This window comes from Pseudomonas sp. o96-267, assembly GCF_003935465.1.
Classification (GTDB): Bacteria; Pseudomonadota; Gammaproteobacteria; order Pseudomonadales; family Pseudomonadaceae; genus Aquipseudomonas; species Aquipseudomonas sediminis.
The window spans coordinates 93,862-109,219 of sequence record NZ_RHQP01000014.1 but is presented as its reverse complement, the minus strand read 5'-3'; the positions used below and the strand labels follow the sequence as shown (position 1 = coordinate 109,219).

15 protein-coding genes are annotated in these 15,358 nt (G+C 63.0%); 9 read left to right on the top strand and 6 right to left on the bottom strand.

Translation table 11 applies throughout. The features are described 5' to 3' along the window. Positions 1 to 77 precede the first annotated feature (77 nt). Positions 78 to 734: an MFS transporter gene (locus EGJ86_RS12030; RefSeq protein ID WP_372237967.1), complete on the top strand. Its 657-nt coding sequence runs from the start codon at positions 78 to 80 to the stop codon at positions 732 to 734. Between the two features lie 6 nt (positions 735 to 740). On the opposite strand, the gene EGJ86_RS12025 is transcribed toward EGJ86_RS12030, so the two are convergent. Beyond that, positions 741 to 2,195 carry a PLP-dependent aminotransferase family protein gene (locus tag EGJ86_RS12025; RefSeq protein WP_125835252.1) on the bottom strand — a complete coding sequence of 485 codons (1,455 nt, stop codon included), beginning with the start codon at positions 2,193 to 2,195 and terminating at the stop codon, positions 741 to 743. A 183-nt stretch (positions 2,196 to 2,378) separates the two neighbouring features. On the opposite strand from EGJ86_RS12025, the gene EGJ86_RS12020 reads away from it, so the two are divergent. Further along, positions 2,379 to 2,603 (top strand): DUF1127 domain-containing protein, encoded by a 225-nt coding sequence (locus EGJ86_RS12020; protein ID WP_125835251.1) that lies wholly within the window; start codon positions 2,379 to 2,381, stop codon positions 2,601 to 2,603. A gap of 74 nt (positions 2,604 to 2,677) precedes the next feature. On the opposite strand, the gene EGJ86_RS12015 is transcribed toward EGJ86_RS12020, so the two are convergent. After that, complete coding sequence (locus EGJ86_RS12015; RefSeq protein WP_125835250.1) at positions 2,678 to 3,991, bottom strand: FAD-binding oxidoreductase; 1,314 nt, start codon at positions 3,989 to 3,991, stop codon at positions 2,678 to 2,680. Between the two features lie 228 nt (positions 3,992 to 4,219). Here EGJ86_RS12015 and EGJ86_RS12010 point away from each other — a divergent pair, with 228 nt between their 5' ends. Further along, the gene (locus tag EGJ86_RS12010; protein ID WP_125835249.1) at positions 4,220 to 4,573 is read left to right on the top strand and encodes a YkgJ family cysteine cluster protein; all 354 of its coding nucleotides are present in this window, start codon (positions 4,220 to 4,222) and stop codon (positions 4,571 to 4,573) included. A gap of 187 nt (positions 4,574 to 4,760) precedes the next feature. Here the strand turns inward: EGJ86_RS12010 and dadR are convergent, their stop codons facing one another. Then, positions 4,761 to 5,249, bottom strand: a complete 489-nt coding sequence (dadR, locus tag EGJ86_RS12005; RefSeq protein WP_017678280.1) for a transcriptional regulator DadR — start codon at positions 5,247 to 5,249, stop codon at positions 4,761 to 4,763. Between the two features lie 156 nt (positions 5,250 to 5,405). Here dadR and dadA point away from each other — a divergent pair, with 156 nt between their 5' ends. The 6 genes from dadA (at position 5,406) to EGJ86_RS11975 (ending at position 11,919) form a co-directional block, all read left to right on the top strand. Further along, positions 5,406 to 6,704 (top strand): D-amino acid dehydrogenase, encoded by a 1,299-nt coding sequence (gene dadA, locus EGJ86_RS12000; RefSeq protein ID WP_125835248.1) that lies wholly within the window; start codon positions 5,406 to 5,408, stop codon positions 6,702 to 6,704. A gap of 39 nt (positions 6,705 to 6,743) precedes the next feature. After that, on the top strand, positions 6,744 to 7,091 hold the full coding sequence (locus tag EGJ86_RS11995; protein ID WP_125835247.1) for a RidA family protein: 348 nt from the start codon (positions 6,744 to 6,746) through the stop codon (positions 7,089 to 7,091). A gap of 215 nt (positions 7,092 to 7,306) precedes the next feature. Then, positions 7,307 to 8,380, top strand: coding sequence for an alanine racemase (gene alr, locus EGJ86_RS11990; RefSeq protein WP_125835246.1), 1,074 nt, complete (start codon positions 7,307 to 7,309; stop codon positions 8,378 to 8,380). Between the two features lie 195 nt (positions 8,381 to 8,575). Next, positions 8,576 to 9,124: a cupin domain-containing protein gene (locus EGJ86_RS11985; RefSeq protein WP_099524758.1), complete on the top strand. Its 549-nt coding sequence runs from the start codon at positions 8,576 to 8,578 to the stop codon at positions 9,122 to 9,124. 113 nt (positions 9,125 to 9,237) lie between these two features. Then, the gene (locus EGJ86_RS11980) at positions 9,238 to 9,660 is read left to right on the top strand and encodes a cytochrome c5 family protein (protein WP_099524757.1); all 423 of its coding nucleotides are present in this window, start codon (positions 9,238 to 9,240) and stop codon (positions 9,658 to 9,660) included. Between the two features lie 126 nt (positions 9,661 to 9,786). Continuing rightward, positions 9,787 to 11,919 carry an acetyl-CoA hydrolase/transferase C-terminal domain-containing protein gene (locus EGJ86_RS11975; RefSeq protein WP_125835245.1) on the top strand — a complete coding sequence of 711 codons (2,133 nt, stop codon included), beginning with the start codon at positions 9,787 to 9,789 and terminating at the stop codon, positions 11,917 to 11,919. A 23-nt stretch (positions 11,920 to 11,942) separates the two neighbouring features. On the opposite strand, the gene EGJ86_RS11970 is transcribed toward EGJ86_RS11975, so the two are convergent. From EGJ86_RS11970 to rep, 3 genes are all read right to left on the bottom strand, one after another. Beyond that, positions 11,943 to 12,515: a xanthine phosphoribosyltransferase gene (locus tag EGJ86_RS11970; RefSeq protein WP_125835244.1), complete on the bottom strand. Its 573-nt coding sequence runs from the start codon at positions 12,513 to 12,515 to the stop codon at positions 11,943 to 11,945. Positions 12,516 to 12,677: 162 nt separating this feature from the next. After that, positions 12,678 to 13,160 carry a UPF0158 family protein gene (locus EGJ86_RS11965; RefSeq protein ID WP_125835243.1) on the bottom strand — a complete coding sequence of 161 codons (483 nt, stop codon included), beginning with the start codon at positions 13,158 to 13,160 and terminating at the stop codon, positions 12,678 to 12,680. Positions 13,161 to 13,265: 105 nt separating this feature from the next. Next, a complete protein-coding gene (gene rep / locus EGJ86_RS11960; RefSeq protein WP_125835242.1) occupies positions 13,266 to 15,275 on the bottom strand; it encodes a DNA helicase Rep in 2,010 nt (669 codons plus the stop codon). Positions 15,276 to 15,358 lie beyond the last annotated feature (83 nt).

Sequence of the window (15,358 nt, the reverse complement as noted above, 5' to 3'; positions counted from 1 at the left end):
CCCCCCCTCCCCACACTGGTTGTCCGGGGGCCATCTTCAGTTGTTCATCCGCGCCGGGTGGCGGGCGGGGGGGGGGCCTGGGGCGCGGGGGCGGGCCCCCCCCGCGCCCCCGCCCCCGCCCCCCCAAGGTGGATGCGCACAGCGCTTCTGGGTGTGGCCTGCTGGTGTTCTGCCGCAAGTTGCCGGCGATTGCCTGGGCGGTGATGCTGTTCGCCGCCTTCGAGGCGATGATGCTGACCCTGTTGCCGATCTACGGCCTGCGCCAGGGCTTCACTCAGGAAGTGGCGCTGTTCATGGTCAGTGTGGTTGTGGTCGGCGATGCGGTGCTGCAGCTTCCCATCGGCTGGCTGGCCGACCGCATGTCGCGGCAAATGCTGTTCCGCGCATGCGGCTGCGTGCTGTTGGTATCCAGCCTGGCCATTCCACCGTTGTTGCACACGCCGGTGATCTGGCCAGTGCTGGTGGCCTTTGGCGCCAGTGCCGGTGGCCTGTTCACCTTGTCGCTGATCATGATCGGCGAGCGTTATCGTGATGACGAACTGGTGCGTGCCAATGCTCACGTCGCCCAGTTGTGGGGGCTGGGCTGCCTGATCGGGCCACTCACCACAGGCGCCGTCAGCCAGTGGCTAAGCGGCCATGCGCTGCCACTTATGATGGCTACTGGCGCGTTCGTGTTCATCATCCTGGCGAGCAAGCGCGGGGCCTTCAGCGAGATGGAAGCGGCGCGCTCCTGAATCCGCTCAGCGCCACTGCCCGAGATCCTGCGTGTGCTGCAGGTCGGCTTCTTCGATCAACTCGGCGATGGTCGCACCGATTTGTTTCACCGCCGCCTCGATCATGTCGCTCGGCGGTTCGGCGTAGTTCAGGCGGATGCAGTTACGGTACTTGCCGGCTGCCGAGAAGATACTGCCCGGCGCGATCTGGATCTTGTGCGGCAGCAGCGCGCGATTGAGCTTCTGGCTGTCGAAGCCCTGCGGCATCTCCACCCAGAGCATGAAGCTGCCCTGCGGGCGGCTGACCCGAGTGCCGGCCGGGAAATAGCGGCTGACCCAATCCACCATCAGGTCGCGGCTGCGCAGGTACTGCGCGCGCATGCGCCGCAGGTGCGGTTCGTAGTGCCCGTCCTTGAGGAACTCGGCCAAGGCCAGCTGCGGCAGCTGTGCGGTGCTGCCGGTGCCCAGGTACTTCATGTGCACCACCTGTTCCAGGTAGCGCCCCGGTGCGATCCAGCCTACTCGCAGGCCCGGCGCCAGGGTCTTGGAGAAGGAGCTGCAGAACAGTACACGGCCGTCCTCATCGAACGACTTGATGCTGCGCGGCCGTGGGTAGCTGTAGGCGAGGTCGGCGTAGACGTCGTCCTCGATGATGGCCACGTCGAAGCGCTGCGCCAGGGCGACCAGGGCGCGCTTGTTGGCGTCGGGCATGATGTAGCCGAGCGGGTTGTTGCAGTTCGGCGTGAGCTGGATGGCCTTGATCGGCCACTGCTCCAGGGCCATTTCCAGAGCGTCGAGGTTGATCCCGGTGAGCGGGTCGGTGGGCAGTTCCAGCGCCTTCATGCCGAAGCCCTTTAGTGCCTGCATCACACCGTGGAAGCTCGGCGAGTCGACAGCAACGATATCGCCGGGCTGGCAGATGGCGCGCACAGCCGCTGACAGTGCTTCGTGGCAACCAGTGGTGACCACCAGGTCTTCGGCGGCCAGCTGGCAACCGGAGTCGAGCATCAGCCGGGCGATCTGTTCGCGCAGGCGGATGTCGCCGCGAATACCGCCATAGGTCAGCACGTCCGGGTCCTGCCGACGCGCCTGGCGCGACAGGTTGCGCAGCAGCGGTTTCAGCGTCGGGCCGCTGATATCCGGGCGGCCACGGCCCAACTGCAGCATGTCGTGCTGCGGTGAGCTGCTGATCAGCTCCAGCACATGATCCCACTGCGAAACTTCCACCGGCCTCTGCGCCGCGCGGCTGATCTGCGGCAGCGCGGGCATCTGTCGTCCCAATGGCACGAAGTAGCCGGATTTCGGCCGCGGCGAGGCCAGGCCCATGTCTTCCAAGTGGCGGTAGGCCTGCTGCACCGTGCTGAGGCTGACGCCATGCTCCTGGCTCAGACTGCGTACTGACGGCAGACGGTCGCCGGGGCGGTACAGCCCCTGCTCGATGCGGGTGCCAAGCAACTCAGCCAGGTTCAGATAGAGCGTCATGACAGTCGTCCGGTTCGTCCAGGGTGTATTAACTGAGACCAGTACAGATCAGTGCGAAAATTCCCATTCAGGGGAAAATGTGCGGAATCTGTATGGAGTTAATAAGAGTTTTTTGAATCTGTCATGGCTTTTCTTCTGACGGCATTCTGATCTCCCATGACAGAAGACAACGGGAGAACAACCATGACTGGGTTCAGCAATACAGATTTCGTAGCGGTGGGTGAGGCCGTGCGGATTACGAGGCACAAGGGCGAGGTTCGCTACTTCGGCCGCGACTGGCCGGCCTTCTGGCGGCGCCTGAACACTCGTCGCGTGCTGCTCAAGCTCAACGACCAGCAACTGCGCGACATCGGCCTCAGCCGCGCCCAGGCCGAGCGCGAGGCGAGCCTGCCGTTCTGGAAGCTGTAGCCCGGATGCAGTCCGGGTCTACAACGGTGCGGACTATGGGTAGGAGCGGCTTCAGCCGCGATTGTTGTCTACGCCTAGAGCAATTCTTTCAAGCGATGCCAGGCCATCCCCAGTGCCAGCAATGGCGAGCGCAGATGCTTACCACCGGGGAAGGTCATGTGCGGCACCTGGGCGAACAGGTCGAAGCCGCGACTTTCCTGACCAGCGATGGCCTCGGCGAGCAGCTTGCCGGCCAGGTGCGTGGCGTTGACGCCGTGGCCCGCATAAGCCTGGGCGTGGAAGACGTTGGGCTGATCCTTGAGTCGGCCGATCTGCGGCATGCGGTTGGCACCGATGCCGATCATTCCGCCCCACTGGTAGTCGATGCGCACGTCGGCCAGCTGTGGGAACACCTTGAGCATCTTCGGTTTCATGTAACCGGCAATATCGGCCGGATCACGCCCGGAATAGTGGCAGGCACCACCGAATAGCAGGCGGCGGTCGGCTGAAAGGCGGTAGTAGTCCACGGTCACACGCTGGTCGCACAGCGCCATGTTCTGCGGGATCAGCTGGCGGGCCTGATCTTCGGAGAGTTGCTCGGTGGCGATGATGTAGCTGCCGGCCGGTAGCACCTTGCCGCTGAGTGTCGGATTGAGGTCGTTGATATAGGCATTACAGGCCAGCACCAGGTATTTGGCGCGTACCTGGCCGTTGGCCGTGTGCACGCGCACCTCGCTGCCATAGTCGATGCGCGTCACCGGCGACTCTTCGAACAGTTGCACGCCCAGCGATTGGACGGCGGCGGCTTCGCCGAGCGCCAGGTTGAGCGGGTGCAGGTGGCCCGAGCCCATGTCGATCATGGCGCCGTGATAGTTGTCGGAGCCGACCACTTCACGGATGCGCTCCTTCGGTACCAGGCGCATTTCGTGGCGATAGCCGAGGCTTTCCAGCTCGGCCTTGTCTTCGGCGAAGCCGTCCATGTGCGCCGGTTTGTTGGCCAGGTCGCAATAACCCCAGGTCAGGTCGCAATCGATCTGAAACTGCTCGACCCGGTTGCGCACGATCTCTACCGCCTCCAGCCCCATCAGCTTGAACTGACGCACGCCTTCCTTGCCGACCACCGATTCGAACTGTTCGACATCATGGCCGACGCCACGAATCAGCTGCCCGCCGTTGCGCCCGCTGGCACCCCAGCCGATCTTGCGCGCTTCCAGCAGCGCCACCGACAGGCCTTTCTGAGCCAGCTCGATAGCGGTGTTCAGGCCGCTGAAACCGCCACCGACGATGCACACGTCCACCTGCAGCTCACCGCCCAGGGGCGGGTAGGCCTGCTGACGATTGACGCTGGCGGCGTAGTAGGAGGCAGCGTGCTGAGGGCTGTGGACGGGCTGTTGAACGCGGGCGTTCATGTGCGAAATCCTGATTTTGTTGTGTGGAAAATTCAACGCAGCATAAGCGCGTGATCCGTCCGGCGCCAAGTGTCAGTCGGAAAAAACACGCGGGACAGCAGGATGTGGCGTGCTCCGCTCGCGGATCGGCGTATAGCCAATGCGTCTTTGAGGGGACTGGCCGTCAGCCTGCGGGCAGGCGCCAGCATGGCGCGGTAAACTGTCGCCTTCGTTGCCAGGCGCCCGCGTATGAGCTGCACAGACCGCAAGATCGATCACCTGCGTCGACAGATTCCGCGCTTCGACTGTGTGCCCGGCTGTCACGATTGCTGCGGGCCGGTCACGGCTTCGTCTGAGGAGCTGGCGCGCCTGCCGGTCAAAAGCGATGCCGAACATGATGCAGCACTGGCCGAGTACAACTGCGTGCACCTGGGACCGAACGGTTGCGAGGTGTACGACCAGCGGCCGCTGATCTGCCGCCTGTTCGGCACGACACCGCGCCTGCCTTGCCCGCATGGGCGTGGGCCGGAGCTGCCGATCGAACCGGCGGTGGAGCGTCAAGTGCACCGGCTGATCGCCACCACTCGCCAGCGACTCGTCTAGGCTCATGGCTCCCATGCTCTGTGGGTAGCCCCTGCAGTGGCGCTTCGCGCCATAACTTGCCGCATGCAGCAGGCTGGCGCAAAACGTCCGGCAGGGTGTGGGAACGATCAACCATCCCGTAGGAGCGAGCTCTGCTCGCGAACCATGCCACGTAAAAGCTTCGCGAGCAGAGCTCGCTCCTACAGATTCACTCCGGCACCGGCAGCGCCAGGCTTTCCTTCACCTCTTCCATGACGATATAGCTCTTCGACTCGCGCACGTGCGGCAGCTTGAGCAGGATGTCGCCGAGCAGCTTGCGGTAGCTGGCCATCTCGTTGATGCGTGCCTTCACCAGGTAGTCGAAGTCACCGGACACCAGGTGGCACTCCAGCACGTGCGGCAGCTTGAGCACGGCGCGGCGGAACTCCTCGAAGGTGTCGCCGGACTTGTAGTCCAGGCTGATCTCGACGAACACCAGCAGGTTGGCCTTGAGGTTCTGCGGATTGAGGCGGGCGTGGTAGCCCATGATGATGCCTTCGCGCTCCAGGCGGCGTACGCGCTCGGTACAGGGCGTGGTCGACAGCCCCACGCGCTCGCCCAGTTCGGTGAAGCTGATGCGCCCATCCTCCTGCAGGATACGGAGGATGTTGCGGTCGATCTTGTCCAGTTCACGACGACTCTGATGCTGGGTTCTCATGGGGAATCCGCCTCTGTAAAACGGCTTTTTGCCAAGAATTCTCGCCAAATATAGCTGTGTATATGGTGAAAAGCACTGCACGGCTCTTCCTATACTGCGCCCATCGACAACAATGGCCTGTAACGCACGCGCCTTGGGCGCGGCGGGGAGAAAAACATGCGTGTTCTGGTTCTCGGCAGCGGTGTGATTGGTACCGCCAGTGCTTACTACCTCGCCCGTCAGGGCTTCGAGGTGGTGGTGGTCGACCGTCAGAACGGCCCGGCGCTGGAAACCAGCTTCGCCAACGCCGGCCAGGTTTCTCCGGGCTACGCTTCGCCATGGGCTGCGCCGGGCGTGCCGTTGAAAGCCATCAAGTGGCTGTTGCAGAAACACGCCCCGCTGGCGATCAAGGCCACCGGCGATGTCGACCAGTACCTGTGGATGGCGCAGATGCTGCGCAACTGCACCGCCAGCCGCTATGCGATCAACAAGGAGCGCATGGTGCGTCTGTCCGAGTACAGCCGCGACTGCCTCGACGAGCTGCGTGCCGAGACCGGCATCGCCTACGAAGGCCGCCAGCTCGGCACCACCCAACTTTTCCGCACCCAGGCCCAGGTCGACGCTGCCGCCAAGGACATCGCCGTACTGGAAGCTTCCGGTGTGCCGTTCGAGCTGCTCGACCGCGACGGCATCGCCCGCGTCGAACCGGCCCTGGCCGGCGTCAAGCACAAGCTGGCCGGTGCCCTGCGCCTGCCCAACGACCAGACCGGTGACTGCCAGATGTTCACCACCAAACTGGCTGACATGGCCAAGGCGCTCGGCGTCGAGTTCCGTTTCGGCCAGAACATCCAACGCCTGGACGCCGTCGGTGATCGCATCAATGGCGTGTGGATCGACGGCAAGCTGGAAACTGCCGACCGCTACGTACTTGCCCTCGGCAGCTACAGCCCGCAACTGCTCAAGCCGCTGGGCATTCGTGCTCCGGTTTACCCGCTCAAGGGCTACTCGCTGACCGTGCCGATCACCAACCCGGACATGGCACCGAACTCGACCATTCTCGACGAGACCTACAAGGTTGCGATCACCCGTTTCGATGGCCGCATCCGCGTCGGTGGCATGGCCGAGATCGCCGGTTTCGACCTGTCGCTCAATCCGCGTCGTCGCGAAACCCTGGAGATGATCACCTCCGACCTCTACCCCGAAGGCGGCGATCTGCAACGCGCCGACTTCTGGACCGGTCTGCGTCCGGCCACGCCTGATGGCACGCCGATCGTGGGGGGCAGCGCCTTCCGCAACCTGTTCCTCAACACCGGTCACGGTACCCTGGGCTGGACCATGGCCTGCGGCTCCGGTCGCCTGCTCGCCGACCTGATGGCCAACAAGCGCCCGCAGATCAGCGCCGATGGCCTGGATATCTCGCGTTACTCGCGCAAGGCGCGTGAAGTGCAAGCAGCACCGCAGCCGCTGCGCACCTGATAGCCTTCGCGCTTTCGCAATCCAAGGAGCTTTACCCCTATGTCGATCCAGCGCCTGCATGTGGCCAAACGCTACAGCGAAGTGGTGATCCACAACGGCACGATCTACCTCGCCGGCCAGTTGGCTGATGACTTCGACGGTGACATCCGCGAGCAGACCCGCCAGACCCTGACCAACATCGACAAGATGCTGGCCGAGGGTGGCAGCGACAAGAGCAAGATCCTGTCGCTGACCATCTTCATCAAGGACATGGCCGACTACGACGGCCTCAACGCCGAGTACGACGCCTGGGTCGCTGACGGCAACGCGCCTGCGCGTGCCTGCGTCGAGGCGAAGATGTACAAGCCCGAAGTGCTGGTGGAAATGTGTGTGGTGGCTGCTGTCTGAGGCGGCCACAGCTTTTTGTTGTCTGCCATCCATGGCGGCAACCCTCCGGGCCGTCGCAAGCGACGTCAAAAAATTCTCCCGGAATTTTTTTGTGTTGGCTTTTCACCCGGCTCCCCCGCCGGGGTTTTTTTGAATGGCGATTTGTCGGCATAAGCCCGGATGTCACCGGGCTACGAAAAATCGTCGCCTCAGCGAATGATTGAGAGAAACGAACCATGCGCCCCGCCCGTGCCCTGATCGACCTCGACGCCCTGCGTCATAACTACCGTTTGGCCCGCGAAATGAGCGGCGCTCGTGCTTTGGCCGTGGTCAAGGCCGATGCCTATGGGCACGGAGCGGTGCGTTGCGCGCAGGCACTCGAAGCCGAGGCCGATGGTTTTGCCGTGGCCTGCATCGAAGAAGCGCTGGCGTTACGCGAGGCCGGCATCAGGGCGCCGATCCTGCTGCTCGAGGGCTTCTTCGAGGCTGATGAGCTGGCGCTGATCGACCAGCATGACCTGTGGTGCGTCGCCCACTCGCAGTGGCAGATCGAGGCCATCGAACAGGCCCAGCTGAGCAAGCCGCTGACCGTCTGGCTCAAGCTGGACAGCGGCATGCATCGCGTCGGCCTGCATCCGGCCGAGTACCAGGCCGCCTATCGGCGTCTGCTGGCCAGCGGCAAGGTCAGCAAGATCGTGCTGATGAGCCACTTCGCTCGCGCCGACGAGCCCGAGTGCGAGCGGACGAGTGAGCAACTGGCGGTGTTCCAGCAGGCGCGCGAAGGCCTCAGCGCCGAGGTCAGCTTGCGCAACTCGCCGGCCGTGCTTGGCTGGCCGCAGGTGCCCAGTGACTGGGTGCGCCCCGGCATCATGCTCTACGGGGCCACTCCGTTCGAGCAGGCTCAGGAGCAGGCCGCGCGTTTGCGCCCGGTGATGACCCTGGAGTCGAAGGTCATCAGCGTGCGTGAGCTACCGGCCGGCGAGCCAGTAGGGTATGGCGCGCGTTTCGTGTCCGAGCGGCCGACCCGCGTCGGTGTCGTCGCCATGGGCTATGCCGACGGTTATCCGCGTCACGCGCCGACCGGTACGCCAGTGCTGGTGGACGGTCAGCTGACCCGCCTGATCGGCCGGGTGTCGATGGACATGCTCACCGTCGACCTGACCGATCTGCCGCAAGCCGGTCTCGGCAGTCGTGTCGAGTTGTGGGGCAAGCAGGTGTTGGCCAGCGACGTGGCCATGGCCGCGGGCAGCATCCCCTACCAGATTTTCTGCAACCTGCGACGGGTGCCGCTGCTCTATCTCGGCAACTGAGCCCGGATCGGAAGGCCACTTGCGCTGTGCACTCCACGGCGCGCCAATTGCTGACTCGAACGGCTCTAGCTCGAGGATTTTCGAAAGAGCATGTGGGCCGTGTAGGCGAAGGGTGAACGCAAGTGTTGTAAATTCCGAACGCTATGCCATGATACGGACACTTTTCCGTCTCATATCCCAAGGGGGATTCCAGCATTGGACGTCGGCGTTCGACTGCAATCGATTCGTAAGCTCAAAGGCCTATCCCAACGTGAACTCGCCAAGCGGGCGGGCGTCACCAACAGCACCATTTCCATGATCGAGAAGAACAGCGTGAGCCCCTCGATCAGCTCGCTGAAAAAGGTGCTCGGCGGCATTCCCATGTCGCTGGTGGAGTTCTTCTCCCTCGACATGGAGCAGGAGAACCAGGTTCAGGTGGTCTACCGGGCCTCCGAGCTGACCGATATCTGCAGTGGCGCCATCACCATGAAGCTGATCGGCAAGGCTCATCCGAGCCGCGCCATTTCCTTCCTCGACGAAACCTATCCGGCTGGCGCCGATACCGGTGACGAAATGTACGCCCATGAGGGCGAGGAAGCCGGCATGCTGGTCGAAGGCAAACTGGAACTGACCGTGGGCAACGAGGTGTTCATCCTCGAGCCGGGCGACAGTTACTACTTCGAGAGCAGCAAACCGCATCGCTTCCGCAACCCGTTCGATGTGCCGGCGCGCTTGATCAGTGCCACGACGCCCGCGAACTTCTGATCAATAACCCTGCGACAATATGGGTTGTTTCGGTGGGCCGCGCTTGCCGTTATACTGACGCCCGCTCGCGAAACCGTGGCCGCGGGCGTGACTAGCCACGAAGAGGGTGTACCGTGAATCTGATGAAGAAAATGCTGGCAGTACCGGCTGCCGTATTGGCCCTGTGGGCAGTGACTGCTCAGGCCACGACCGATGAAGCTATCGCCGAGCGCCTCAAGCCTGTAGGCGACGTGTGCATCATGGGCGAAGAGTGCAAGGGCGTCGAAACCGTCGCTGCATCCGCCGGTGGTGGTGCACGTACCGCTGACGACATCATCGCCAAGCACTGCAATGCCTGCCATGGCTCTGGTGTATTGGGTGCACCGAAGATCGGTGACACCGCTGCCTGGAAAGATCGTGCCGATCACCAGGGCGGCCTCGACGGCATCCTCGCCGCTGCGATCTCCGGTATCAACGCCATGCCGCCGAAAGGCACCTGCGCTGATTGCTCGGATGACGAACTGCGCGAAGCGATCAAGAAGATGTCCGGTCTGTAAGACTCGCCGCTTCCCTGAAAAAACCGCCCTCTGGGCGGTTTTTTCGTTTCTGGCGGTGGCATGCAACCATGCCGCTGGCTCAGTAGTCCAAGCAGCATTCGTCATGGATGTCGCGAGGAGCGCCAGATGCCGCACACCTGTACCCTCGAACAAGCCGTCGACCACGTGCTGAGCGAGATCGACGGGCCGATTCATCTGGGCCTGCCCCTCGGTCTGGGCAAACCCAATCGCTGGGTAAACGCGCTCTATGAACGCGTGCGCAATCTGCCCGAGCGGCAACTGACCATCTACACCGCGCTGTGCCTGGCGCGCCCGCGTGCCGGCCAGGACTTGCAGCGACGCTTTCTCGAACCCTTCGTTGACCGGGTCTACGGCGATTATCCCGAGCTGGACTTTCTCGCCGATCTGCACGCCGGCAACCTGCCGGCCAACGTGCGCGTCGAGCAATTCTTCTTTCAGCCGGGCAGCCTGCTCGAATGCGAGCCGGCGCAGCAGGACTACATCAGTAGCAACTACAGCCATGTCGCCCGTGACCTCAATGCCAAGGGCCTGAATCTGGTCGCCCAGCTGGTGGCCGTTGACCCAGCGCACCCCGAGCATTTCAGCCTGAGCTGCAACCCGGACATCACCCTTGATCTGCTGCCGCTGCTGGACAAGCGCCGCGAGGCTGGCGAAACCGTGCTCAGCGTCGCCCAGATCCACAGTGACCTGCCCTACATGGCCGGTGATGCCCAGGTGTCGCGCGATACCTTCGATATCCATATTGGCGAGGACGAGCGCACCACGCTGTTCTCCACGCCGAACATGCCCGTGACCTTGCAGGATCATTGCATCGGCCTGTTCGCCAGCACCCTGGTGCGTGACGGCGGCACCCTGCAGATCGGCATCGGCGCGATGGGTGATGCCCTGGCGGCGGCACTGATGGCCAGGCAGGCCGACAATGTTCACTACCGCGCGCTGTTGCAGGCGTTACGCGTTGATGATTGGGTGGATGAGATTGCCGCCTGTGGCGGTCTCGAACCGCTCGCTCACGGGCTGTATGGCTGCAGTGAAATGTTCGTCAACGGCTTGCTGGCATTGGCCGAGGCCGGCCTGCTACGGCGCCGGGTTTACCCGGATCTGCGCCTGCAGCGTCTGGCCTGTGGTGGTGCGCTGGATGAACAGGATCGGCCACACAGCGTTCAGGCGCTGGTCGACGCAGGGCTGCCAGCGACCTTGCAGTCGAGCGATCTGGCCTGGCTGCTCGATAGCGGCCTGCTGCGCGGTGATATACGACTGCAGGCGGGCGAGCTGCAGTTGCTTGACGGTAGTCGCGTCGCCGCGGATCTCAGTGATCCCCAGACGCAGGCTCGCCTGCAGTCCTGTCTCGGCTGCGCGCAGGGCGGCGTGGTGCTGCATGGCGGTTTCTTTCTCGGCCCGGAAAGCTTCTACCGACGTTTGCGCGAGCTGGATGGTGCTGAACGGCAGCGCTTTGCCATGACCGGCATTCGCTATATCAACGAGCTGTACGGCGAAGAGGAGCTCAAGCGTCTGCAGCGCCGTGACGCACGCTTCATCAATACGGCTTTCACCATGACCCTGCTCGGCGCGGGGGTGGCTGATCAACTGGAAGACGGCCGCGTACTCAGCGGCGTAGGCGGCCAGTACAACTTCGTCGCCCAGGCCCATGCGCTGGAGGACGCGCGCTCGATCCTGCTGCTGCGCAGCTGGCGCGAGTCGGGCGGCGAGGTGAATTCGAACATCGTCTGGGAGTATGGCCACGCCACCATCCCGCGGCACCTGCGCGACATCGTGGTAACCGAGTACGGCATCGCCGATCTGCGCGGCAAGACCGACGCCCAGGTGATCGAGGCGCTGCTCAAGGTCAGCGATTCGCGCTTTCAGAGCGAACTGATCGAGCAGGCGCAGCAGGTCGGCAAGCTGCCGGCGGATTTCCGGCTCGATGAGCGCTTCTGCAACAACCTGCCCGAGCGGCTGGAGGCTCTGCGTGCAGAACATTCGCAGCTGTTCGCCGAATACCCGCTAGGCAGCGATTTCAGCGCGGTGGAGCAGGACCTGGTGCGGGCGCTGAGCTGGCTCAAGAGCAAGCTGCGTCTGACCGAAGTACTGGCGCTGGGCAAGGCCACGCTCGATGCGCCAGAGCCAGGCGCCTATCCCGAACACTTGCGACGCATGAGTCTGGAGGCGCCGGATGGGGTGCGTGAAGCCCTCTATCAGCGCTTGCTGCTGGCGGGCTTGCAGGCCACTGCCGGGGCCTGACGCGCGCGAGGGCGCGCACAGTTTTAGTCGAGGAAGCGCACCTGGCCGTTCTCCAGCGCGGCAACACGGGCCAGCGACTCGACGCGGTAGCCTTCACTTTTCAGCAGGTTACGGCCGTCTTGGAAGGACTTCTCGATGACGATGCCGATACCGGCAATCTGCGCACCGGCTTGCTGGATCAGGTCGATCAGCGCCTTGGCGGCGTGGCCGTTGGCGAGGAAGTCGTCGATTACCAGCACCTTGTCGGCAGCCGTCAGGTGACGCGCGGAAATGGCGATGGTGCTTTCGGTCTGCTTGGTGAAGGAGAACACCTTGGAGATCAGCAGGTCGTCCTTGAGCGTCAGCGACTGAAACTTGCGCGCGAAGATCACCGGAATGCCCAGTTCCAGGCCAGCCATCACTGCCGGGGCGATACCGGAGGCCTCGATGGTGACGATCTTGGTGATGCCCTGGCCGGCGAAACGCTGGGCGAACTCGTGGCCGATCTCCTGCATCAGGCGCGGATCGATCTGGTGGTTGAGAAAGGCGTCCACCTTGAGTACATGCTCGGACAACACGATGCCTTCGCTGCGAATCTTCTGTTTCAACGACTCCACGGTCGATCCTCTGGTTGAGCAGAAAAGCTGCGGATTTTCGCTCAAAATGCCCTGCAATGTGTAGTGAAACCGAAGCCTGCCCGACAGTCGTGGCCAATTGACCGGTTAGACAGGTTGTTAGCCAGTGTCTGGAGTCCGGGTGCAATCCGCGGGCTGCTCCGCTCAGGCGCTCTTGGTCAGGCGGCGCAGGATGTCCTTGGGAATGCCGCGCGTGTCCAGCGGCAGCTTGTCCGGCGCAGGCTCCAGGCCCAGTTCGTAGAGCCAGTTGAGCGTGTACTCGCGCAGTTGCTTGAGTTCGTACGCCTGCCACTGCTGACGAATCGCCGGAAAGGATTCGATCTCGTAGTCGAACGCGCGCAGTGGTTTGCGGCCGGTCAACGCGGCGCTGAGCAGTGGGTGGGCGTGCAGATCGTCGAGGGTGAACAGAAAAGACTCGCGCATGGCCACGCGCTGGGGAATGTCGAGGTTGGGTATCTGGGTGTAGCGATCCGGATGCAGTTCTACGTGCTGACGCTGCTCGCTGTGCTGATCTTCGGGCGACAGGCTCAGGACACTACCGCTTTCCAGGTCCAGCCAGTTTTCCTGCTGCTCGCGGCCGTTGATCAACTGAGTCAGCGTGTCGAGGTCGAGAGTGAATGTACGCATGGTGCCAACCCCCTGTGTCTGAACGGTATCTTCTTTCTGACTGGCAAATATGGCGAGGGTGCCAGCCCACCGAATAAACCGACCATACACCAGTCAGCCATGGCCTCAGCGCTTGAGCATCGCCCGCATATTGGCCAGGGCGTCGTTGCCGCGTGCGGCCTTGACCTCCACGGGCGCCTCTTCCAGCCCTTCCCACACCAGGTCTTCCGGCGGTAGCTCGTCGAGGAAGCGGCTCGGCGAGCAGTCGATCACCTCGCCGTACTGCTTGCGCTTGGCGGCGAAGGTCAGCGCCAGGTTGCGTTTGGCGCGGGTGATGCCGACGTAGGCCAGGCGCCGCTCTTCCTCGATGGTGTCAGCCTCGATGCTGGAGCGGTGCGGGAGAATCTCTTCCTCGAAACCGATGATGTACACCGACGGAAACTCCAGGCCCTTGGAGGCGTGCATGGTCATCATCTGCACGCCCTCGGCGCCTTCTTCCTCTTCCTGCTGGCGCTCGAGCATGTCGCGTAGCACCAGTTTGCCGATGGCGTCTTCGATGGACATGTCGCCCTCTTCGTCGCGCTCCAGGGTGCTCTTCAGTGCGTCCACGAGGAACCACACGTTGCCCATGCGCGCGTCGGCTACCTTGTCGCTGGAGGCGTTCTGCCGCAGCCAGTTCTCGTAGTCGATGTCCATGACCATGCTGCGGATGGCGGCGATCGGGTCGTTCTGCGCGCACTCCTGGCGCACCCGATCCATCCACTTGGTGAAGCGCTGCAGACGTTCGGTGAAGCGCGCATCGAGATGCTCGCCGAGGCCCATCTCACCGGCTGCGGCGTACATGCTGATCTTGCGCTCGTTGGCGTAGTTGCCGAGCTTTTCCAGGGTGGCGGAGCCGATCTCGCGGCGCGGCACGTTGATCACCCGCAGGAAGGCGTTGTCGTCGTCCGGGTTTATCAGCAGGCGGAAGTAACTCATCAGGTCCTTCACCTCCTGGCGGGCGAAGAAGCTGGTGCCGCCGGACAGGCGATAGGGAATCTGGTGGTGCTGCAGTTTCAGCTCCATCAACTTGGCCTGGTAGTTTCCGCGATAAAGGATGGCGAAATCGCTGTATGGGCGTTGGGTGCGCAGGTGCTCGGTGAGAATCTCCAGGGCCACCCGTTCGCACTCGGCGTCTTCGTTGCGAGTGCGGATCACGCGGATCTCGTCGCCCATGCCCATCTCCGACCACAGCTGCTTCTCGAAGGCGTGGGGGTTGTTGGCGATCAGGGTGTTGGCGCATTTGAGGATGCGGCTGGTGGAGCGGTAGTTCTGCTCCAGCATCACCACTTTCAGTGAGGGATAGTCCTCTTTGAGCAGCATCAGGTTTTCCGGCCGTGCGCCGCGCCAGGCGTAGATCGACTGGTCGTCGTCGCCGACAACGGTGATCTGGTTGCGCATGCCCACCAGCAGCTTCACCAGCAGGTACTGGCTGGAGTTGGTGTCCTGGTATTCGTCGACCAGCAGATAGCGGATGCGGTTCTGCCACTTTTCCAGAATGTCGCTGTGTTCCTGGAAAAGCTTGACCGGCAGCAGGATCAGGTCGTTGAAATCCACCGCGTTGTACGCCTTGAGCGTGCGCTGGTAGTGCAGGTAGACGATGGCGGCGGTCTGTTCCTTGGGATTGCGCGCCTTGGCCAGGGCTTCATCTGGCAGGATCAGGTCGTTCTTCCAGCTGTCGATGAGGTTTTTCACCTCGTCGGCACCGTCGTCGCCGGAATACTCCTTCTGCATGATGTCGCTGAGCAGCGCCTTGATGTCGCCGTCGTCGAAAATCGAGAAGCCGGGCTTGTAGCCCAGGCGTGCGTATTCCTTGCGGATGATGTTCATGCCCAGGTTGTGGAAGGTGGACACGGTCAGGCCGCGCGCCTCGCTGCCCTTGAGCAGGGTGCCAACGCGTTCCTTCATCTCGCGCGCGGCCTTGTTGGTGAAGGTCATGGCGACGATGTGCTGGGCCCGGATGCCGCAGTTCTGCACCAGGTGGGCGATCTTGCGCGTGATCACGCTGGTCTTGCCGGAACCGGCACCGGCGAGCACCAGAAGTGGGCCGCCGACGTAGTTCACGGCCTCTTGTTGCCGGGGGTTCAGTCGGGACATGAGATCGTTCGCAGAAAAAGGGCCGCGCATTTTAACAGGCCTGATGACTTCTGCCGCGACCGTCTGGAACTGTGGCCTAGCGC

Coding starts and splice junctions, on each gene's coding strand:
- EGJ86_RS12025 (WP_125835252.1), bottom strand. CDS start 2,195: ATGACGCTCTATCTGAACCTGGCTGAGTTGCTTGGCACCCGCATCGAG.
- EGJ86_RS12020 (WP_125835251.1), top strand. CDS start 2,379: ATGACTGGGTTCAGCAATACAGATTTCGTAGCGGTGGGTGAGGCCGTG.
- EGJ86_RS12015 (WP_125835250.1), bottom strand. CDS start 3,991: ATGAACGCCCGCGTTCAACAGCCCGTCCACAGCCCTCAGCACGCTGCC.
- EGJ86_RS12010 (WP_125835249.1), top strand. CDS start 4,220: ATGAGCTGCACAGACCGCAAGATCGATCACCTGCGTCGACAGATTCCG.
- dadR (WP_017678280.1), bottom strand. CDS start 5,249: ATGAGAACCCAGCATCAGAGTCGTCGTGAACTGGACAAGATCGACCGC.
- dadA (WP_125835248.1), top strand. CDS start 5,406: ATGCGTGTTCTGGTTCTCGGCAGCGGTGTGATTGGTACCGCCAGTGCT.
- EGJ86_RS11995 (WP_125835247.1), top strand. CDS start 6,744: ATGTCGATCCAGCGCCTGCATGTGGCCAAACGCTACAGCGAAGTGGTG.
- alr (WP_125835246.1), top strand. CDS start 7,307: ATGCGCCCCGCCCGTGCCCTGATCGACCTCGACGCCCTGCGTCATAAC.
- EGJ86_RS11975 (WP_125835245.1), top strand. CDS start 9,787: ATGCCGCACACCTGTACCCTCGAACAAGCCGTCGACCACGTGCTGAGC.
- EGJ86_RS11965 (WP_125835243.1), bottom strand. CDS start 13,160: ATGCGTACATTCACTCTCGACCTCGACACGCTGACTCAGTTGATCAAC.
- rep (WP_125835242.1), bottom strand. CDS start 15,275: ATGTCCCGACTGAACCCCCGGCAACAAGAGGCCGTGAACTACGTCGGC.